Origin of the sequence: Pseudomonas poae RE*1-1-14 (genome assembly GCF_000336465.1) — a bacterium.
GTDB classification, from domain to species: Bacteria; Pseudomonadota; Gammaproteobacteria; order Pseudomonadales; family Pseudomonadaceae; genus Aquipseudomonas; species Aquipseudomonas poae.
Window position 1 is genome coordinate 3,642,639 of the sequence record NC_020209.1, and the last position, 21,579, is coordinate 3,664,217.

The window sequence follows — 21,579 nt, forward strand, 5'->3', positions numbered from 1 at the left end:
AAGGAGACACGCCATGTATCAACATTTTATCGAAGGCCTGCAACGGCTGGGCCGCGCCTTGATGCTGCCGATCGCGATTCTGCCGATTGCCGGCCTATTGCTGCGCCTGGGCGATACGGACCTTTTGAACATCGCGGTAATGCACGATGCCGGGCAAGCGATCTTTGCCAACCTGGCGCTGATCTTCGCCATCGGTATCGCCGTGGGTTTTGCCCGCGACAACAACGGCACGGCGGGCCTGGCCGGGGCGATTGGTTATCTGGTGATGATCTCCACGCTCAAGGTGATGGACACCACCATCAACATGGGCATGCTCGCCGGTATCGCCAGTGGATTGATGGCCGGCGCGCTGTATAACCGCTTCAAGGACATCAAGTTGCCGGAGTACCTCGCCTTTTTTGGCGGGCGACGATTCGTGCCGATTGTCACGGGGTTCAGCGCGGTTGGCCTGGGCGTGATCTTTGGGCTGATCTGGCCGCCGATCCAACAGGGCATCAACAGCTTCGGCGCGTTGCTGATGGAAAGCGGCAGCCTCGGCGCCTTCGTGTTTGGTGTGTTCAACCGGCTGCTGATCGTCACCGGGCTGCACCATATCCTCAACAATATGGCGTGGTTCGTGTTTGGCACCTTTACCGACCCGGTCACCGGCGCAGTTGTCACAGGCGACCTGACGCGCTACTTCGCCGGCGATCCCAAAGGCGGCCAGTTCATGACCGGCATGTTCCCGGTGATGCTGTTCGGCCTGCCAGCGGCGTGCCTGGCGATGTACCGCAATGCGCTGCCGGAGCGGCGTAAAGTGATGGGCGGGATTTTCCTGTCGATGGCGCTGACGTCATTCCTCACCGGGGTGACGGAGCCGATTGAATTTGCATTCATGTTTCTGGCGCCGTTCCTGTACCTGATCCACGCGGTGCTCACCGGCCTGTCGATGGCCGTGACCAACCTGCTGAATATCCACTTGGGCTTTACCTTCTCCGGTGGGTTTATCGACATGGTGCTGGGTTGGGGCAAGTCCACCAACGGCTGGCTGGTGTTCCCGGTGGGAGCGGCGTATGCGGTGATTTACTACAGCGTGTTCAGCTACTGCATTCGCCGTTTCAACCTGAAAACGCCGGGCCGGGAAGATATCCAGGTGGTGCAGGCCGAGGTGATGAGCGACAACCAGCGGGCTACGGCTTATATCCAGGCCTTGGGCGGTGCGGACAATCTGCTGAGTGTAGGCGCCTGCACCACGCGGTTGCGGCTGGACATGGTCGATCGCAACAAAGCAGTGGATGGGGAGTTGAAAGCGCTGGGCGCCATGGCGGTGGTGCGGCCGGGTAATGGCGGGAGTTTGCAGGTGGTGGTCGGGCCGATGGCTGACAGCATTGCTGATGAAATTCGCCTGGCGATGCCGTCATTTGTTGCCAGTGCGCCGGTTGCGCCTGTGGATAAGCCAGCCGCGGTGAATGTGCAGGAGGCCGAGAAATGGCTGAGTGCACTGGGTGGACGAGCCAATGTGCGGCAGCTGGAGGCAGTGGCGATGACGCGGTTGCGGGTGGAGCTGGGGGATGATTCGCGGTTGTCTGAAGCTCAGCTCATTACGCTTGGTTGCCAGGGTGTGAGTCAGCTTGAGAGCGGTGTTTGGCACCTGTTGATGGGTGACAAGGCGTCCGGGTTGGGTGAAGCGTTGGAGCGGTTGGTGACTCGTCCGATCAACGCCTGATATCCCCTGTGGCGAGCAGGGTTTCGCTGTTCAGGCAGGTTAGGACGGTGAAGATTTGGTCGGTGGGCAGGGAGTCAGATGGGGGATTTGGGCTGTCTTCGATCATGGTAAACCTCTGGTGTGAAGTAAGAACTACCAGCATCACTTGCAGATGATGGGTGGCAGCTGCGTACGGGCCTGCAAGACCGAGAGTCACCAGCAAGTCTCGGTAGACCCGAAGGTCTCCCGCACACAGCCGCCATAAATGGCGACCATGAAAAAGCGCCGCAATTATAAAGGCGCTTGTGACTAACTGGTGAGGTTTCGGCGGGCTTGCAGTCCCGGTCGCTGAATTGGCAGTGACTGGCGAAGGTTAGTTGTGCGAGTTCCGACGGACAACCTGAAGGCTTGTGGGAAAGGTCTGAGGTGCCTGCACCACCGCCATCGCAGGCAAGCCAGCTCCCACCGTCGATTGGTGCATGACAGGACGACACGTTCAAACTGTGGGAGCCGGGCTTGCCCGCGATGAGGCCTTCACAGCCAACAAAAAACCCGCCGGCCAAACTGGCCCAGCGGGTTTCTCATTCATGCAGCCAACAGATCAAAAATCCGCCAACTGCCACACCTCATACGCCGGTGTCTCATACGGGTGGCTCAGCTTCAACGCAGCCACAACAGCCACGATCAACTCATCCGCCACTACCAGCTCAACCTTCCATTCTTCAACCACTTCAACCTGGCCGACCTCCCCGATAAACGGCTGGCTGTCGTCCAACGCGCGGAACTGGCCCTGGCCGAGTACTTGCCAGGCGCAGCTGTCGTAGTTGCCGATGCGCCCGCCGCCGGCGGCGAAGACGGCGGCTTTCACCGTCTCCACGTGGCTTGCGGGTACAAAGAAGGCGAGCTTGTACACGGCCTCAGTTCACCCAAACGCGGGCGTTACGGAACATGCGCATCCACGCGCCGTCTGCGTCCCACTCTTCCGGGCGCCACGAGTTCTGTACGGCGCGGAACACGCGTTCCGGGTGCGGCATCATGATGGTCACACGGCCGTCGCGGCTTGTAAGGCCGGTGATCCCGCGCGGCGAGCCGTTCGGGTTGGCCGGGTAGCCTTCGGTGACCTTACCGTGGTTGTCGACGAAACGCAGGGCGACGGTGCCGGACAGGTCGGCTTCGAGCAGCGCTTCTTCGCTGCTGAATTCGGCGTGGCCTTCACCGTGAGCGATGGCGATTGGCATGCGCGAACCGGCCATGCCCTGCAGGAAGATCGAGTTGGACTCCTGCACCTGCACCATGGCAACGCGCGCTTCGAACTGTTCGGAACGGTTGCGCACAAAGTGCGGCCAGAACTCGCTGCCGGGGATCAGTTCGCTGAGGTTGGACATCATCTGGCAACCGTTGCACACGCCCAAGGTGAAGCTGTCGTTGCGCTCGAAGAAACCCTGGAACGCATCGCGGGCACGGCTGTTGAACAGGGCCGATTTGGCCCAGCCTTCACCGGCTCCCAGCACGTCGCCGTAGGAGAAACCGCCACAGGCGACCAGGCCTTTGAACTCATTGAGGTCAACGCGCCCGGCGAGGATATCGCTCATGTGCACGTCGATCGCATTGAAGCCAGCACGGTCGAACGCGGCAGCCATTTCCACCTGGCCATTGACGCCCTGCTCACGCAGCACGGCAACCTGTGGGCGGATGCCTTTTTTGATGTAGGGCGCGGCCACGTCCTGGTTGACGTCGAAGCTGAGCATGGTGCTCAGGCCCGGGTTGTCTTCTTCCAGGATCGCGTCGAATTCCTGCTCGGCGCAGTCGGCGTTATCACGCAGGCGCTGGATCTGATAGCTGGTCTCGGACCACTGACGTTGCAGCAGGCGGCGCTGGCCGGAGAACACGGTGTCGCCATTGAACGAGATATTGACTTCACCGTTGTTGATCGGCTGGCCGATCACCGCCACGCAGTCATCCAGGCCGGCGGCGCTGAATTGGGCGAGTACGTCCGGGGTCGCGTCCTGGCGCACCTGGATCACGGCGCCCAGCTCTTCGTTGAACAGGATGCCGTTGATTTCAGAGGCATCCTCGGCAACGCTGTCGAGCACGATATTCAGGCCGCAGTGACCGGCAAACGCCATTTCCACGACGCTGGTGAGCAAGCCGCCGTCGGAACGGTCGTGATACGCCAGCAGGTGGCCATCGGCGTTGAGGCCCTGGATCACGGCGAAGAAGGCTTTGAGGTCTTCGGCGTCATCCACGTCCGGCGCGTGTTTGCCGAGCTTGCCATGGGTTTGCGCGAGGATCGAGGCGCCCATGCGGTTCTGGCCACGGCCCAGGTCGATCAGGATCAGATCGGTGGTGCCCTTGTCCATGCGCAGTTGAGGGGTGAGGGTCTGGCGGATGTCGGTGACCGGCGCAAAACCGGTAACGATCAGCGACAGCGGCGAGGTGACGCTCTTGTCGGTGCCGTCTTCGTTCCAGCGAGTGGCCATGGACATGGAGTCCTTGCCCACCGGAATGGTGATACCCAGTTCCGGGCACAGCTCCATGCCGACAGCCTTGACGGTGTCGTAGAGGCGCGCGTCTTCACCGGGGTGGCCAGCGGCCGACATCCAGTTGGCCGACAGTTTGATGTCGGACAACTTACCGATGCGCGAGGCGGCGATGTTGGTGAGGGTTTCACCAATGGCCATGCGGCCCGACGCCGGGGCGTCCAGCAGGGCCAGCGGTGTGCGCTCGCCCATGGCCATGGCTTCACCGGTGTACACATCGAAGCTGGTGGCGGTGACGGCAACGTCGGCCACCGGAACCTGCCATGGGCCGACCATTTGGTCACGGGCAACCAGGCCGGTGATGGTGCGGTCGCCGATGGTGATCAAAAAGCTTTTGCTCGCCACGGCCGGGTGGTGCAGCACGCGCTCGATGCTATCGGACAGGTCCAGGGCGCTTGGGTCGAAATCATCGCCCAGCTCGCTTTCACGTACCGCCGAACGGTGCATGCGCGGGGCTTTGCCCAGCAGCACTTCCAGCGGCATGTCCACCGGGCTGTTGCCGAAGTGGCTGTCAGTCACGGTCAACTGCGGCTCGGCGGTGGCTTCGCCAACCACGGCAAACGGGCAGCGCTCGCGTTCGCAGATGGCCTGGAAACGCGCGAAGTCGTCAGGGCCGACGGCGAGTACGTAGCGCTCCTGGGATTCGTTGCTCCAGATTTCGTGAGGGGCCATGCCCGGCTCGTCGTTTGGAATGTTGCGCAGTTCGAAACGGCCACCACGGTCGCCATCGTTGACCAGTTCCGGGAAGGCGTTGGACAAACCGCCGGCGCCGACGTCGTGGATGAAGCTGATCGGGTTCTTGTCACCCAACTGCCAGCAACGGTCGATGACTTCCTGGCAGCGACGCTCCATCTCGGGGTTTTCGCGCTGTACGGAAGCGAAGTCCAGGTCTGCCGAGCTGGTGCCGGTGGCCATGGAAGAGGCCGCGCCGCCGCCCAGGCCGATCAGCATGGCCGGGCCGCCGAGCACGATCAGCTTGGAGCCGACCAGAATCTCGCCTTTCTTGACGTGCTCTTCACGGATGTTGCCCATGCCGCCAGCCAACATGATTGGCTTGTGGTAGCCGCGCACTTCATCGCCACGGGGGGTGGTGATGGACTGTTCGAAGGTACGGAAGTAACCGGTGAGTGCCGGGCGCCCGAATTCGTTGTTGAACGCGGCGCCGCCCAGCGGGCCTTCGATCATGATGTCGAGTGCGGTAACGATGCGCTCAGGCTTGCCGTACGGCACTTCCCACGGTTGTTCGAAACCCGGGATCTGCAGGTTGGACACAGTGAAACCGGTAAGGCCCGCCTTTGGCTTGGCGCCACGGCCGGTGGCGCCTTCGTCGCGGATTTCGCCGCCGGAACCGGTGGCTGCGCCGGGGAACGGGGCAATCGCGGTCGGGTGGTTGTGGGTTTCAACCTTCATCAGGATGTGCACCGGTTCCTGCATCGCGCCGTACTGGCGGGTCTCGGGGTCCGGGAAGAAGCGGCCGGCAACGGAGCCGACGATCACCGAGGCGTTGTCCTTGTAAGCCGACAGCACGCCTTCGCTGTGCATCACGTAGGTGTTCTTGATCATGCCGAACAGGCTTTTTTCCTGGCTCTGGCCGTCAATGTCCCAACTGGCGTTGAAGATCTTGTGACGGCAGTGCTCGGAGTTGGCCTGGGCGAACATCATCAGTTCGATGTCGTGGGGGTTGCGCGCAAGGCCAGTGAAGGCGTCGACCAGGTAGTCGATCTCGTCTTCGGCCAGGGCCAGGCCCAGTTCGGTGTTGGCCTTCTCGAGGGCGGCGCGGCCACCGCCGAGCACGTCAATCGCGGTGAGCGGCTTGGGCTCGGCGTGGCTGAACAGGCCGGCAGCCTGTTCCAACTGGCTGACGATGATCTGGGTCATGCGGTCGTGCAGGCTGCTGGCGATCAACTCGGCCTCGGCCTCGCTGAACTGCCCGGCGACGTAGAAGGCGATGCCGCGTTCCAGGCGCTGGATTTTGTCCAGGCCACAGTTGCGGGCGATGTCGCTGGCCTTGCTCGACCAGGGCGAGATGGTGCCGAACCGCGGCAGAACCAGGAACAAGCGGCCCGCGGGCTCTTGAACGGGAACGCTGGGACCGTACTTCAGAAGGCGTGCCAGCACTTGCTGTTCGTCGGCGGTCAACACGCCGGTCACATCGGCGAAGTGAGCAAATTCAGCATACAGGCCTGTAACCGCTGGAACCTTCTGGCTCAGTTGCTCAAGGAGTTTGCTGTGGCGAAAGGCAGAAAGGGCAGGAGCGCCGCGCAGGATCAACATCTTCGGGACAGCCTCGGAGGGGGTGTGCTTTGAGGCCGTGCATTCTAGCGTAAACCTTCGCCAACGGCACCCGAAACGGCACCGCTGGCCGTTGCCGGACGTCAGTTGGCAGCCGTCGCACCCTATCGGGGCAAAATCCTCGGCGTTGGGCGCAGTTATTTTAACCGTCACAATCGTGCGCCAAGCCACGTTTCTGCGGGCTGCAGCACAGTTTTCGCGGCGCTAGCAGACAAGTGCGCCGCTGTCGAGATATGGCGCCACGGGCCGTTTGCGTATACTGCGCAGATGTTCTCCCCAACTGCTTTGCGCCCGCGATGCGCCAAATGGCTGCTCGCAACCGGACTCTTCCTGATGCTCAGCGCCTGTGTTGACAAACCCAGCACGCTCGAACGAATCAAGGAGGATGGCGTATTGCGGGTGATCACCCGGAACAGTCCCGCTACTTATTTCCAGGACCGCAACGGTGAAACCGGTTTCGAGTACGAGTTGGTCAAGCGCTTTGCCGATGACCTGGGCGTGAAGCTCGAGATCGAGACCGCCGACAATCTCGACGACCTGTTCGGCCAACTGGGCAAACCCAACGGCCCGGTGCTCGCCGCCGCAGGCCTGGTGCGCAGCGAGCCGCGCCAGCAACAGGTGCGCTTCTCCCATCCGTACCTGGAAGTGACGCCGCAGGTTATCTACCGCAACGGCCAGTCACGCCCCACCAACGCGGCGGACCTGGTGGGCAAGAAGATCATGGTGCTCAAGGGCAGCACCCACGCCGAACAACTGGCGGCGCTGAAAAAACAGAACCCGGCCATCGACTACGAAGAATCCGATGCCGTCGAGGTGGTCGACCTGCTGCGCATGGTGGACGAGGGGCAAATCGACCTGACCCTGGTGGACTCCAACGAAGTGGCGATGAACCAGGTGTACTTTCCCAACGTGCGCGTGGCCTTCGACCTGGGCAATGCCAGCAACCAGAGCTGGGCCGTGGCCGCAGGTACCGACAACAGCCTGCTCAACGAGATCAACAGCTACCTCGACAAGGTGGAAAAGAACGGCACCCTGCAGCGTCTCAAAGACCGCTATTACGGGCATGTCGATGTACTCGGCTATGTCGGCGCCTACACCTTCGCCCAGCACTTGCAGCAACGCCTGCCCAAATACGAGAAGCATTTCCGGGCCTACGCCAAGGAAGAAAAGGTCGATTGGCGGCTGCTGGCGGCCATCGGCTATCAGGAATCGCTGTGGCAACCGGCCGTCACCTCCAAGACCGGCGTGCGCGGCCTGATGATGCTGACGCAGAACACGGCGCAGGCGATGGGCGTGTCCAATCGTCTGGACGCCAAACAAAGCATCATGGGCGGCGCCAAGTACCTGGCCCGGATCAAGGATGAGCTGGACGACAAGATCGCCGAACCGGACCGCACCTGGTTCGCCCTCGCCGCCTACAACGTGGGCACTGGCCATCTGGATGACGCGCGAATCCTGGCGAAGAAGGAAGGCCTGAACCCGAACAAGTGGCTGGACGTGAAGAAGATGCTGCCGCGCCTGTCGCAGAAGCAGTGGTACAGCAAGACCCGCTACGGTTATGCCCGTGGCGGTGAGCCGGTGCACTTCGTGGCGAACATCCGGCGTTACTACGACATCCTCACCTGGGTGACGCAGCCGCAGCTTGAGGGCAATCAGGTGGTGGAAGGCGACCTGCATGTACCGGGCGTGGACAAGAGCAAGCCGCCGGAAGACAATCCCAAGCTCTGAACACAGCACAAGCCCCCTCCCACATTTGGATCTCCATTGTTGGGTGGATCTGCATTCGGGCTTAAAGGCCAGTGATCAGGTGTACGACACCGCCTGACAATACCATCACCCCCGGCACCCCCGCCGTTTTTAACGCCGCCTCATCCAACCGCCCCGCCTCCTGCAATTGCACCCTCACCCGTGTCAGCGCCACCCGTTGCTGCGACTTGAGGTTATCCACCCCGCCCAAGGCACTCAGCACCTCGGCCGACAACAGCCCAGGCACTGGCGCGGTGTCCGTCTCGGCGATCAGGTCCGGGGTCAGCGCCTTCCAGAACGCCTGCTTCAATTTATCCAGCATATTCAGTTCTCCCGCACAGGTGAGGTGTCGACGGTGGCCGCGTGAAATTGGCGCAGGGCCTCGCGCACGTGGGCGGCCTCTTCCAGGCCCAGTACTTGCCGGGCGATAAGCTGGCAGTCGCTCAGTGCACGCTCACGCACCGTGGCCTTGATGGTGGGAATGAGCGGCACGCTGACCGACAGCTCGTCCACCCCCAGCCCGATCAATAGCGGCACCGCCAGCACTTCGGACGCCAACGCGCCGCACACGCCCACCCACTTGCCGTGGGCATGGGCGGCCTTGACGGTGCTGGCGATCAGCCGCAGCACTGCGGGGTGAAAGCTGTCGGCCTGGCTGGCCAGCCGTGGGTGGTCGCGGTCCATGGCCAGGGTGTACTGGGTCAGGTCGTTGGTGCCAATGGAGAAGAAATCCACGTGAGGCGCAAACACATCCGCCATCAGCGCGGCGGACGGCACTTCGATCATGATGCCCAGCTTGGGCAACTCACTCAGACCCAGCGCCTGCGCCTCCTCTTCAAGCATCTTGCGCGCCAGGTGCAGCTCCGACAGCAGGCTGACCATCGGCAACATGATATGCAGCCGCGCCAGCCCGGCACTGGCGAGGATCGCTCGGAGCTGTTCGCGCAACAGCTCGGGACGCTCCAGGCACAGGCGAATGCCGCGCAGCCCGAGAAAAGGATTGGCCTCGGCATCCATCGGCACATACGCCAGCGGTTTGTCGCCGCCGACGTCGAGGGTGCGCACCACCAGGCTTCGCTCGGTGCCCAGGGCACGGGCGATGGCGCTGTAGGTGTCCGCCTGTTCCTCGTGGCTTGGCGCGCGGTTGCGGTCCAGGTAGAGGAACTCCGAGCGCAGCAGGCCGACGCCCTCGCCGCCCAGGGGCAGGGACTGTTGCACTTCCTGCAACGAGGCGACGTTGGCGGTGATGTCGATGCGATGCCCGTCACGTGTTGTGGCAGGCGCTGACGCCTGCGCCATGTCCCGCTCACGCCGCTGCAGTTGCTGTTCACGCTCCACTTGCAGTGCTTCGATTTCGGCCAGGTCCGGCTCCAGGTGCAATTCGCCCTTGTCGGCGTCGAGCAATACCTGCTTGCCGTTGGTCAGGGCCAGCACCTGCATCGACACGCCACACAGTGATGGCAGGCCAAGGGCGCGGGCCAGGATCGCGACGTGGCTGGTGGCGCCACCACCGACGGTGACAAACCCCAGCACTTTGCCGGTATCCAGGCCGGCGGTTTGCGACGGTGTGAGTTGCTCGGCGATCAGGATCGCGCGCTCGGGCAGTTCCCAGGTGCTGTCCTGAATGCCCAGGATCAGCTTCAGTACGCGCCGACCGACATCGGCCAGGTCCGCCGCCCGCTCGGCGAGCAACGCATTGCCCATGCCGAGGAACAGCTTGGCGGTTGACGTAGTGGCACTGTTCCAGGCGTAGGCGGCGCTCTTGCCCTTGGTAAGCAGGCCATGGGCCTGCTCCAGCAAAGTGGGGTCGTCGAGCAGTTCCTGATGGGCGCGGAAGATTTCCGCCTGGGCACTGCCGGCCGCCTTGTCCTGAAGCGCCTGCAAGGCTTCGGTGGCGGCCAGCAGCGCGCGGGTGAGCGTTGCGTGTTCAAGCGAGGTGCCGGCGCCTTCTTCGGTGATGTGCAGCGCGGGTTCGGCCACTTGAAAGACCTGGCCGAACGCCGAGCCCGGTGACGCACAGACACCACGCAGCAACGTCGCCGACGTATCGGGCGTGGCCACTTGCGCTGCCTGCGGCGCAGCCTCGACGGTCTCGCCGCAACCCTGCGCCAACAGAGTCACCACTGCCTTGATCGCCGCGTCGGCATCCTCCCCCGCCGCGCTCACCTGCAAGGTATCGCCCTGCGCGGTTTGCAACGCCATGATCGCCACCAACGATTTGGCATTGGCGCGCTGGGCTTGCTTGTGCAGATGAACAGTGGCCTTGAAACCCTTGGCCGTCTGCGCCAGCACCGCCGCGGGGCGCGCGTGCAAACCGTTGGCATTGGGCAAGGTCAGCGGCTCCGAGAACACGGCATCGCCCTGCTCTTCACATGCCGCGTCACTGGCCTGGGCGGGCGACACCTGCATCAATGGCTGCCCGAGCGCTACCGTGTCGGCTTCCGGCGCCAGCAGCACAAACGGTTCGCCGCTCGCCACCAGCATCAGCGTGAGCAAGCTGCGGGCATTGAGCACCACGTAATCGGCATCGAACTCGATCAGCGCCTGCCCCGCCTCCACCCGCTGGCCGTCCACGACCAGCCGGGTGAAGCCCTTGCCGGCCAGGTGCACCGTGTCCAGGCCGATATGCATCAGTACCTGCACACCGTTGTCGTCGGTGACGCTGACAGCATGCCCGGTGTCCTGAATGTTGCTGATCACCCCGGCGAGCGGCGCGCAGAGGGTCTGCGAGGTAGGGTCGATGCACAGGCCATCGCCAATCATGCGGCTGGAAAATACCGGGTCGGGCACCTGTTCCAGCGTCAGCAACACACCGGACAGGGGCGCCAGCAGTTCCAGAGGTTTGGATGGGGTCATGACTTCACCTGTTGTTTTTTGAATGGGTTCGCGTTCATTTCCACCAGTATTCAACCTGCACCCCCACGTTCGAACCATGCCGCGCGCTGCCGTAGGCACCGGTGTCGGACAGCGCCGAACCGGCCGCCAGCTCATTCGCCGCACGCTTGGCCGCGCCGTTCCAGCTCGCATAGGTGTAGTACAAACGCACTTCCGGCCGTGCCCAGAATTCCGGGCCTTTGGGCGACCAGGTAGGCGCGAAGGTGAATTTGCTCAGCTTGCGTGTGCCGCCAGCGGCTTCGACCTGATCATGACCGAGTTCGGTGACCAGTTTGAATTGCTCGGTAAGCGCATACGCGGGGCGCACGCCGATGGACATCCAGGTCTGGTCCTGGCTGCCAGGGCGAATATCCTTCTGGTACACCGCCTCGACCTGCCCACCGAAACGCGGGGTCACTTGCCAGTCGAAGAATTCGACGGCACGGTAACTTTTGCTGCTCTTGTCGAGGAAGGTATTGCCGGTGTAGCCCAGGCCCGTGCCCGGGCCTTCGCCGTATTGCAGGGCAAATTTGCTCTTGCCGCCCAGAAACGCCGTCTGCACATGCTGCGCGGTCAAGGCCCAGCCGCTGTTGGTGTCGCGCCCGCCGGCCTTGGCGATGTAACTCAAGCCCAATTCCAGCTCGCCGCCGGGGTTGGTATTGAAGCCGGCGACGTTGAAGTCGTGACGGGTGGCGTATTCCTTCTGGTACAGGTTGTCCTTGCGCGACAGCGCGTAGCTGTACTTGAGGCCGCCGATCAGCACGTCCTCGATACCGCCGCCGGTGGCGCTCTGGTTCCAGTAATAGAAGTCGGAAATATGGATGTCGTTACGTTTGTAGTAACGCCGCCCGGCCCACAGCGATCCGCCGTTAAGGGCGGGCAAATTGGACCACTGTGCATACATCTGCGGCATACGCGCCGTGCCGTGGTCTTCGCCCTGAAATCTGAGGGCGCGGTCATATTTGTTGTACAGCGACGCCATCGCATCGACGCTGAGTACCGAACCATCGTCGAGAGTCAGCAGGTCCTGGCGCAGTTCCAGTTCGCCGTATTGCTCGCATTCGTTGCCCAAGCGGTATTTGGTCTGCGCACCGGGCAACTGGAAACATTGCTGCTTGCCACTGCCCGTGGACGTCCCCACGCCGCTGCGCAAATAGCCGGCAAATTCCAGCGCCTGGGCGCCCAACGGCAGGCTCAGACAGGAGGCAACGAGGCCCAGCTTTATTGTTGTTTTCATGACGCACTCCACTCATTTTTATTATGTTTTTTGAAGCGCCCCTGCACGCTCATGCAGGGGTTGCAGCGAGGATCAGTCCTTGAGGTGCAGCACAAAGGATTCGTAAGGACGCAAGGCCACCGTGCCCGTGCGCGCCGGGCAATCGGGGTAGTTGCTGATCAGCAGGCGTTGCTCTGTCGACGCATTGATCACATGGTCAGGCAGCTGGATATCGCAGGGCTGACCATAAAAGTTGTTGATCACCAGCAAACGTTCGCCATGGCCTTCGCGCAGGTACGCCCAGACCTGCCGATGGCCTTGCAGCAACTCGCGGTAAACACCTTCCTGGATCAGCGGTTCGCAACGGCGCAAGGCGATGAGCGTGCGGTAGTGATGCAGCACTGAATCCGGATCATCGCGCTGGCAGTCGACGTTGATCTGCGCCGCATTGGCCGGGATGCCGATCCACGGTTCGCCGCTGCTGAAGCCGGCGTTCGCCTCGCGGCTCCATTGCATCGGTGTGCGCCCGTTGTCGCGGGACTTCTGCATGATCGCCGCCATGCTCGAGGCCTCGGATTCACCGGCATCGCGCTTGAGACGGAAAATATTCAGGGTCTCCACATCGCGGTAGTGCTCGATATGGTCGAACCCCGGATTGGTCATGCCCAGCTCTTCACCCTGGTACACAAACGGCGTGCCCTGCAAAAAGTGCAGCGCGGTGGCGAGCATCTTGGCCGATACCACGCGATACTCGCCGTCGTCACCAAAGCGCGAGACCACCCGCGGCTGGTCATGGTTACACCAGAACAGCGCGTTCCAGCCGCCGCCGGCCTGCATGCCCAACTGCCAGTCGGAGAAAATGCGTTTGAGCTGCAAAAAATCGAAGTCGGCCTTCACCCACTTCTGCAAGTTCGGGTAGTCGACTTTCAGGTGATGAAAGTTGAAGGTCATCGACAGTTCTTTCGACTCCGGCCGCGAGTAGCGGATGCAGTGTTCGAGGCTGGTGGATGACATCTCGCCGACGTTGATCAACTCGTGGCCTTCGAAGACTTCGCGGTGCATTTCCTGCAGGTACTGGTGCACGTTCGGACCGTCGGTGTAGAAGCGCCGGCCATCACTGCTGTCTTCGGGGAAATCGGCGGGCTTGGAAATCAGGTTGATCACGTCCAGGCGGAAACCGCCCACGCCCTTGTCGCGCCAGAAGCGCATCAGCTTGAACACCTCGGCGCGCACGTTGGGATTGTCCCAGTTGAGGTCGGCCTGGGTATGGTCGAACAGGTGCAGGTAATACTGGCCGGTCTGCGCTTCGTACTCCCAGGCCGAGCCGCCGAACTTGGACTCCCAGTTGTTCGGCTGGTCGCGCCAGATGTAGAAGTCGCGGTACGGATTGTCGAGGCTGCTGCGCGCCTGCTGGAACCATTCGTGCTCGATGGAGGTGTGGTTGACCACGATATCGAGCATCAATGTGATACCGCGTTTGGCTGCTTCGCCGATCAGCAACTCGCAGTCGGCCATGGTTCCGTAGCTGGGGTCGATGGCGTAGTAATCGCTGATGTCGTAACCGTTGTCGCGCTGCGGCGAGCGCAGGAATGGCGTGATCCACAGGCAATCGACGCCCAGCCACTGGAGGTAATCGAGCTTGTCCACGATGCCGAGCAGGTCACCGGTGGCGTTCCCCGCGTGACTGTGGAAGCTTTTGGGGTAGATCTGATAGATCACCGAGTGTTGCCAGTGTTGCATGGCGGGTTCCTTCAGTAGATTTTGTGCCGTGGAGGAAGTACTCATCGGGAGCAAGCCCCCTCCCACACTTCAAATGCATTCCAACTGTGGGAGGGGCTTGCTCCCGATAGCGGCAGGTCAGGCAACCCTGTACCCCGGCCGAACGATCTTCATGCTCAACACACAGGTCAACGCAAACGGCACGACCATCGCGATCACCATGCCCACCACGAATACCGGGATGGCGCTCGGCACGATCGAGATAAACCCAGGCAACCCGCCCACGCCGATGGCCGAGGCCTGCACCTTGTTCAGTGCGAGGAAAATGCTGCCCAGGGCCGAGCCCAGCAGCGCGGCATAGAACGGAAACTTGAAGCGCAGATTCACGCCAAACATCGCCGGCTCAGTGATGCCGAAATAGGCGGAAATCGCCGAGGTCGAGGCCATGCTCTTGTCCCGCGCATTGCGCGTCATGTAGAACACCGCCAGCGCGGCGCTGCCCTGGGCCAGGTTGGACATGACGATCATCGGCCAGATAAAGGTGCCGCCCTGGGTGGAGATAAGCTGCAGGTCGACCGCGAGGAACATGTGGTGCATGCCGGTGATCACCAGCGGCGCATAGAGCAGGCCGAAAATCGCGCCGCCGAGCATGGGCGCGATCTCGAACAGGGTGACCAGGCCTTCGGTGATCAGGATGCCGAGATGACGCGTCACGGGGCCGATGATCGCCAGCGCCAGCACGCCGGTCACCACGATGGTGGTGATCGGCACCACCAGCAACTGAATGGCATTGGGCACCCGGGCCCGCAGCCATTTTTCGATCACGCTCATCACAAAGGCGGCCATCAGGATCGGCAAAATCTGCCCCTGGTAGCCGACCTTCTCGATCCGGAACCAGCCGAAAATATCGAAGTACGGCAGGCTCTGGCCGTCCAGCCCGGCGACGGCCTTGCCGTAGTTCCAGGCGTTGAGCAGGTCGGGGTGCACCAGCATCAGGCCGAGCACGATGCCGAGGATTTCACTGCCGCCGAACCGCTTGGCCGCCGACCAGCCCACCAGCGCCGGCAGGAACACGAACGAGGTGTTGGCCATCAGGTTGATCAGGCTCCACAGACCGTCCAGGTTCGGGTATGCCTCCAGCAGCGTCTGGCCCTCGATGAACATGCCCTTGGCGCCCATCAGGTTGTTAATGCCCATCAGCAGGCCGGCGATGATGAGCGCGGGCAGGATCGGCATGAACACGTCGGAGAACACTCGCACCAGACGCTGCATGGGGTTGGTCTTGTCGCCGCCGGCTTTCTTCACGTCGGCGATGGTGGCCGCCGCCAGACCGGTCAGCTCGCGCAGGGCGGCGTAGACCTTTTCCACTTCGCCGGGGCCGATTACCACCTGGAACAGGCCACCGGTGAAGAACGAGCCCTTGACCAGATCGACCTGATTCAACGCGCTGCCCTTGACCAGGCTGGGGTCCTTGAGCGCCAGACGCAGGCGCGTCACGCAGTGGGCGGCTTGCTCAAGATTGTCGCGCCCGCCGAGGTTGTCGAGGATCTCGCGGGCGATGTTGGAATAGTCGTGGCTCATGCTTGTGGTATCCACTTTGATTTTTTTATTGAGGGCAGCCATTGGCAGCACGCCGAGGACAAAACTACTCGTACAGACGAGTTAAAGCAATAACTCGTCTGTACGAGTTACAAAATGCTTAATTTTCCCATTTTGAAGTAAGACATTTCTGATCACCCACCCGCGCCCAATGGACAAACCCCACCTCTGCCACTAAGGTTCCTGCCTTGAACGCGCCGTTCACCTTCATAAAGCCGGCACAGAGCCATCCCCATGAGCAAATACAACCAGATCTATACGGATCTGCTTGCCAGCATCACCACTGAACGCCTGCAGCGCGGCACGCGCCTTCCCTCCGAAACCGAACTGATGGACAGCTACCAGGCCAGCCGAGGCACCGTGCGCCGCGCCATCGAGCAGTTGCAGGAGCGCGGGTTCGCGCAAAAGATCCACGGCAAGGGCACGTTCGTACTGTCACCCAACCCCATCGAATTCCAACTGGGCGGCATCGTCAGCTTCCATGAAACCCACGCCGATCTGGGCGATGACGTACACACCGACGTCGTCGAATTCACCCAACTGCCGCTGGAAGGCGCGCTGCTGCAGCACATCGAAGCCGAACCCGGCACCCTGATCACCCGCATCAAACGGGTGCGGCGCATTGGCGGCAAACGGGTGATCCTGGACATCAACCACTTCATCGCCGACCTGCTCCCCGGGCTGGATCGCTCGATTGCAGAGCAGTCGATCTATGCGTTTATCGAAGAAAAGTTACAGCTGCAGATCAGCTACGCGCAGCGCACCATCGAAGCCCTGCCCCGCAGCAAGGACGACCAGACGCACCTGGACCTTGACGGGCAGAGTCATGTGATTGTGGTGAGTAACCAGACGTTTTTGCAGGATGGGCGGCAGTTTGAGTACACCGAGTCGCGGCATACGTTGGATAAGTTTTATTTTTCGGATGTGGCGCGGCGGTAGACTGAGCGTGACGGTATCGAGGGATACTCAATCGATGATGTAGCCTCGACGCTGATCAAACTCCTCATATTTTTTTGAAATCGCAGGATCATCGGAGCACCCCTCAACAGTGTCCGTTGCTGCCAGACCATTCAATCCTCTGACAGAATGAATAGCAGCCTCCCAGACAGCCGGCTCAAGCGGTGGCTCGATAAAGTCGCTCAGGTACGCATCCAGAATGCTCTTCCCCGGGGTCTCAATCTCTTCACTCAGTGCCAGCAGGTAAGCAGCCTTGTCAGTTCTGCTCCAACTGATCGAGAACCCGGCACGATGACAAAGGACCGAATGCACTACCAGCATCGTTCTCCCATTTCCATCAAGGAACGGATGGCCATAGGCGAAAAATCCCATCACCAGACCCGGCGATTGCCTTAGCAAAGCTTTATCCTGCCCAAGACGAAGGCCTTCCTCCACGGCTCTCCGGGCTTCATAGGGCAGGCAAAAACAAGTGCCCGCTTTTGAGATAGCCAGATCAGGAGAAGTCGTCATCCTGTCGCTACCGGCCCAAGGGTAAAGGTCGCCAAACAGAATTGCGTGTACCTTGAGGAAATCGTGATAAGTGAGCTTTTTTTTCCTGGACAAGTAGGCCATCGCGTCCGCGAGGTTCGCGGTAAACAGGTCGTGCTCCAGCTGCTTGACGATATTGAGGTTTTTTTCACCCACTACATTTCTGAGATAACCCCTTGCGTCGAAATCCTTGAATGGGTCAAACACGCTGCTTTTCCCTCAAGTAATTTGTGAGCAGGTGAACCGCTTCCAATCCAGTAACTTTCTTCTGTTTCTTCAGTGCGATTACCAAACTCTCAATCACGTCAGTGCGGACATCGTCGCCCGAAAGTCGGGAAACATTTTCGGCCCATTCATCTGCGTAGGTCCTGGTATAAGCAACCTGACAGGAGTCCGCCAGATCCATTACGTAACGCCGAAGGCCTGACGTCGGGATGATGAGTGCTCCGGTTTTTGGATGGCGCCTTACGGAGCTATTTGCATTGCGGGGAGAGGAGAGCTCGTTGACGTAAACCACCGATCGTCCGCCAAGTGACAGCTTGCGACGGATGCGGCGACTACCTTTTACCCATATTTTTGCGTCTTTTGACACAGTTGACCGCTCGGTACCGGCAGAGGCGCTGATACCCAATCGACGAAAAACCTCAACGGCGAGTGTTTCAAGGTCTGCTGTAGGCGTGATGACTCCCGTGAGAGGGTTGCGGGAAGCCTTTGCATAAATACCGATGCCCATCCTGGCAATCAGGCCTTTGCGCATTAGCTGATCCAAGCCGACAGAAACCTGCGAATGCCCACCAAGCTTCGCAACATCCGTGCGCAGGATCACGTTTCCCTGGATGCCATTGATGGCAGCCTGCATACGATCTTCAAGCTTCATGTACAGACCTCGGTATCAGTTCGCTCACATGCATTTTAAACGGCGCTAGTGCCGGCAGAATCGATTATGGGAAAGCCTTGGTCATTCTCCAACCTCTATTGCAAAAACGCAAAACCTTGGCCAATCATGCCGCCGTTAACATAGTCGCCGGAAAACGATCTGGCGTTTCTCAGCCCTGTTGTTCTGGCGAAGCAACTTGTCACCATTGAAGGTATGCCGCCACCTGACAAAAAACGACGCAATTGCCTAGAATGCGTCCGTGGCTATGGAACACCTTCCTTCTAACCTCCTATGACCTAGGGGTTTCGCTCTCCACACTGCGCCTGCTGCTTGCAGGCGTTTTTACATCAGTTGTAAAACGATGCTGCAGCCCCTACACGACGGCGGCCAAAGGAGAAAATCAAGCATGAATCAAGGGATATTCCTGCGTCGTCGTAGCAAAGTCCATGTGCCGATAGGTACTGGCGGCGCCACGCGTGCTCAGGTTGCGTCGGCTGTTCGGGAAATTGCGGCGTTCCGATGCGTACTATCAGAATCTCTGATCGAGCAAATCGGCCTATTGTCAGCGACAGAGCTTAAGTATTGGCTGCGCGAAATCGTTGGAGTCCTTCGGCGGGAGACTGGCGCCCATGTACACCACCGACCGTTCTATCCTGATTTTCCCGAGCAAGTTCTAAAGGCATCAGAGGCGGAGTTGTACCTTAACGCGGTAATCCACTACCTCACGCTTGCACGTTTACCGGCAACTGAAGACTCTCGTCCCGCGATGCTTGAAGGCAACTTCATATCCCGCGTTATTGAACCGGGAAGCGTCTCCGAGTTCGACTCACTGCTGGAACCGCTGATTTCATCACGCACCTCGCTTTCCGAACAGGACGCTGCCGATGTCGCCTGGTTCATCCGAACCTACAAAAGCGATGTGTTCCGCCTGCTACCTGAGACCGTACCGTTCCGGGAAATCCGTGCGCAGGTTGGCGGCGCACTTATCCTGCATGTAGCCGGCGATGTACGGGTAAACGCATTCCTGGAAAGAAACGTGGAAACGACGACCGACGTGCTACGACTTGCGGTCGCGCTGACTGGCGGAGACGTGTCACTGACCACAGCGTCGACACGCTTCACCGCAATGAAGCGCTCGATGCGCCGTCTGCTGCTGCGCCTGCTGGACCGCATACCCAATGCCACAGAAGACGTCATGCGACATGCCGAGCGATGGAAACGCCTGGCTGAGGTACTGCATCCGGGCGACTACGCCGACAAGTACCCAGCAGCGTTAGCCGCCATCACGGCAGCACGTCGCAACGAAGCGCGGGGCTCATTTGGATCGCGTGTCGAGACATTGTTCGCACAGCGTCATATTGCCACTCTCACGTCCCTGCTGCAGAGCCGACCTGGTGAGTTCGCACGACGACTGGATGCGACTCTGCGGCGAGCCACAGAACAAGAGTCGGTTCTCGATGCATTCGAGACGGTTGCCCCACAGGTGTCCTCGCCTGTTCTGCTGCAGTTGCTGGCTCAGGTAAGCGCCCCCCGCCCCCTCCCCTTGCGGGCCTTCACCCCCAAAGGTGCGTTTGCCAAAATCTATGGCATCGAGGATCGACGCGAACCTCCCCCTCCCGACGTGCTCGCACGGGCAACAAGCCTCTGCGAGGCCGCTCTGGTAAAGCGTTTTGCGTCACTTCCCTCACTGGGTCGCTGCTTCATCGACCCAGCGTTACGCGACTACCGAGTACCATTAGCGCAGCGCGCCTCATCGAAGTCGATGCGTACGCTGGTGCGGGGCAGTCGGTTGCCTATGCCGGACACACGTTTCATTCGCCTGTTCCTGTGGTGGAAGAACGGCAGTGGACGCACGGACATCGACTTGTCCGCAGCCTTTTTCGACGCCGACTTCGTATTCAAAGAAACGGTCGCGTATTACAACCTCAAAAGTTTCGGCGGCTACCATAGCGGCGACATCGTCACCGCGCCCGAGGGCGCTTCGGAATTTATAGACCTTGACCTGGATGTTCTCGTCGAGAAAGGCATCCGCTATGTTGTTACATCCATCAACTCATTTACCCAACAACCGTACTGCGACCTTCCAGAATGCTTCGCAGGCTGGATGGCCCGCGCCGACGTGGCGGCGGGTGAAGTATTCGAGCCGCGCTCCGTGTTCGACCGTATCGACATCGCATCCGACACGCAAATCTGCCTGCCTTTCGTGATGGACCTGCAGGAACGACGGATGATTTGGGCCGATCTGGGGCTAACTTCATCTGCGCGGTGGAACAACGTCAACAATAACCTCAGTGGCGTATCGTTGATGCTACGGGCCTTGATACACACACCAAGGCCGGACCTGGAAACGCTGTTCGATTTACATGTGCGAGCCAGGGGAGAACGGGTGGCCTCGGCGCAGCAGGCACAGGCGATCTTTGCGCCCGACCAAGGAATAACTCCGTTCGACACGGATTTAATTCGATCGCAGTTTCTTTAATCTCTACGCCAATTCCTGCAGTTTATTAAACGATATAGGTAACTTTTTCGCTTTCTACCGGACAACAAAAATGCCAGTCAGCTATCACAACCCGCCGAGGCCTCCATTGGTAATGGTGCATGATGACTTGATGAGCAAATACTTTTCTTGTTGTCAGACCTGCGTCTATAAAGTCTGGATGGTAATGATCAGCGCGCTGCTCATCGCCTGCCAATCACCGCGCGAGGCACTGCAACATCTGGCTGAAGAGCACGACCGGCAATTGGAGGTATTGTCGGGCCCCAGATTCCCCCTCGTCATACTTGCGCCGCACACTGCAGAAAAGATGACTCGCCTGCGTGTCTACCTGGAAGGCGATGGCCATGCCTGGGCGACGGCGAATCGACCCAGCCTGGATCCGAGCCCGCACAATTTATTAGTGCCACGGCTGGCGGTGAGTGATCCGACACCGAATGCGTACCTGGCACGCCCCTGCCAGTTCGTCATGACCGCAGCCTGTCAACCCGCACTCTGGACCGATCGACGATTTTCCCAGGAAGTAGTCACCCGCCTCAGCCAGGCGCTGGACGAGTTAAAACGAAGATATGGCAACAGCGAGTTCGAACTGGTGGGATATTCCGGTGGAGCCGCTCTCGCATTATTGTTAGCGGCGCAGCGCAGTGATGTTACTCAGGTACAAACCCTTGCTGGCAATCTCAGTCCACGTCTATGGGCGACGATGAAAGGATTGTCGCCGCTCGACGGCTCACTGGATCCGTTGGACTATCGTGATCGACTCGCTTTGGTACCCCAGCGTCATCTCATCGCAGAAGCAGACCTGATTATTCCGGCGGGTTTAGCTGACAGGTACCAACAGGCGCTTGGCTCTCCCCTCTCCCAATGCATCCAGGTACCAGAAGCGAGCCATGACAGGGGGTGGGAAGCGACATGGAGCCGATGGGCTGAAACGCCGTTGGCACCTGAGATCAAACGCTGAGAAGTTCGTTTAAAAAAATCCGAATAGTGCCGGACTCGGGCGAGACCGCAACCGCACATCTAAAGTTCCACTTATTGCTAAAAAGCCTCGTG

Annotated in this window: 14 protein-coding genes; 5 read left to right on the forward strand and 9 right to left on the reverse strand. The window is 60.4% G+C overall.

Going from position 1 to position 21,579, the window contains the following annotated elements; genetic code table 11:
• Positions 1–13 precede the first annotated feature (13 nt).
• Positions 14–1,705 (forward strand): N-acetylglucosamine-specific PTS transporter subunit IIBC, encoded by a 1,692-nt coding sequence (gene nagE, locus H045_RS15925; RefSeq protein WP_015372887.1) that lies wholly within the window; start codon positions 14–16, stop codon positions 1,703–1,705.
• Between the two features lie 580 nt (positions 1,706–2,285).
• Here nagE and H045_RS15930 read toward each other — a convergent pair.
• Together H045_RS15930 and purL are read right to left on the reverse strand one after the other, a co-directional pair.
• A complete protein-coding gene (locus tag H045_RS15930; protein WP_015372888.1) occupies positions 2,286–2,597 on the reverse strand; it encodes a YqfO family protein in 312 nt (103 codons plus the stop codon).
• 4 nt (positions 2,598–2,601) lie between these two features.
• Positions 2,602–6,498 carry a phosphoribosylformylglycinamidine synthase gene (gene purL, locus H045_RS15935; protein WP_015372889.1) on the reverse strand — a complete coding sequence of 1,299 codons (3,897 nt, stop codon included), beginning with the start codon at positions 6,496–6,498 and terminating at the stop codon, positions 2,602–2,604.
• A 285-nt stretch (positions 6,499–6,783) separates the two neighbouring features.
• Here purL and mltF point away from each other — a divergent pair, with 285 nt between their 5' ends.
• Entirely contained in the window at positions 6,784–8,244 is a 1,461-nt protein-coding gene (mltF, locus tag H045_RS15940; protein ID WP_003238082.1) for a membrane-bound lytic murein transglycosylase MltF, read from the forward strand.
• Between the two features lie 61 nt (positions 8,245–8,305).
• On the opposite strand, the gene H045_RS15945 is transcribed toward mltF, so the two are convergent.
• The 5 genes from H045_RS15945 to treP all read right to left on the reverse strand — a co-directional run bounded on the left by H045_RS15945 (position 8,306) and on the right by treP (position 15,652).
• A complete protein-coding gene (locus tag H045_RS15945) occupies positions 8,306–8,584 on the reverse strand; it encodes a PTS sugar transporter subunit IIB (RefSeq protein WP_003238083.1) in 279 nt (92 codons plus the stop codon).
• 2 nt (positions 8,585–8,586) lie between these two features.
• Positions 8,587–11,118, reverse strand: coding sequence for a phosphoenolpyruvate--protein phosphotransferase (gene ptsP / locus H045_RS15950; protein WP_015372890.1), 2,532 nt, complete (start codon positions 11,116–11,118; stop codon positions 8,587–8,589).
• 34 nt (positions 11,119–11,152) lie between these two features.
• On the reverse strand, positions 11,153–12,373 hold the full coding sequence (locus H045_RS15955; protein ID WP_015372891.1) for a maltoporin: 1,221 nt from the start codon (positions 12,371–12,373) through the stop codon (positions 11,153–11,155).
• A 72-nt stretch (positions 12,374–12,445) separates the two neighbouring features.
• Positions 12,446–14,092: an alpha,alpha-phosphotrehalase gene (treC, locus tag H045_RS15960; protein ID WP_015372892.1), complete on the reverse strand. Its 1,647-nt coding sequence runs from the start codon at positions 14,090–14,092 to the stop codon at positions 12,446–12,448.
• A gap of 117 nt (positions 14,093–14,209) precedes the next feature.
• The gene (gene treP, locus H045_RS15965; RefSeq protein ID WP_032871515.1) at positions 14,210–15,652 is read right to left on the reverse strand and encodes a PTS system trehalose-specific EIIBC component; all 1,443 of its coding nucleotides are present in this window, start codon (positions 15,650–15,652) and stop codon (positions 14,210–14,212) included.
• Between the two features lie 252 nt (positions 15,653–15,904).
• Between treP and treR the strand changes: the two genes are divergently transcribed.
• Positions 15,905–16,609 (forward strand): trehalose operon repressor, encoded by a 705-nt coding sequence (gene treR, locus H045_RS15970; protein ID WP_003238088.1) that lies wholly within the window; start codon positions 15,905–15,907, stop codon positions 16,607–16,609.
• A 27-nt stretch (positions 16,610–16,636) separates the two neighbouring features.
• On the opposite strand, the gene H045_RS15975 is transcribed toward treR, so the two are convergent.
• Together H045_RS15975 and H045_RS15980 are read right to left on the reverse strand one after the other, a co-directional pair.
• The gene (locus H045_RS15975) at positions 16,637–17,362 is read right to left on the reverse strand and encodes a Fic/DOC family protein (RefSeq protein WP_015372893.1); all 726 of its coding nucleotides are present in this window, start codon (positions 17,360–17,362) and stop codon (positions 16,637–16,639) included.
• Complete coding sequence (locus H045_RS15980; protein WP_015372894.1) at positions 17,355–18,032, reverse strand: hypothetical protein; 678 nt, start codon at positions 18,030–18,032, stop codon at positions 17,355–17,357. Before H045_RS15980 ends, H045_RS15975 begins: the two co-directional genes overlap by 8 nt.
• A gap of 406 nt (positions 18,033–18,438) precedes the next feature.
• Here H045_RS15980 and H045_RS15985 point away from each other — a divergent pair, with 406 nt between their 5' ends.
• Positions 18,439–20,511, forward strand: a complete 2,073-nt coding sequence (locus H045_RS15985; protein WP_015372895.1) for a TerD family protein — start codon at positions 18,439–18,441, stop codon at positions 20,509–20,511.
• Between the two features lie 130 nt (positions 20,512–20,641).
• Positions 20,642–21,487, forward strand: coding sequence for an alpha/beta hydrolase (locus H045_RS15990; RefSeq protein ID WP_049818591.1), 846 nt, complete (start codon positions 20,642–20,644; stop codon positions 21,485–21,487).
• The last annotated feature ends 92 nt before the right edge of the window (positions 21,488–21,579 follow it).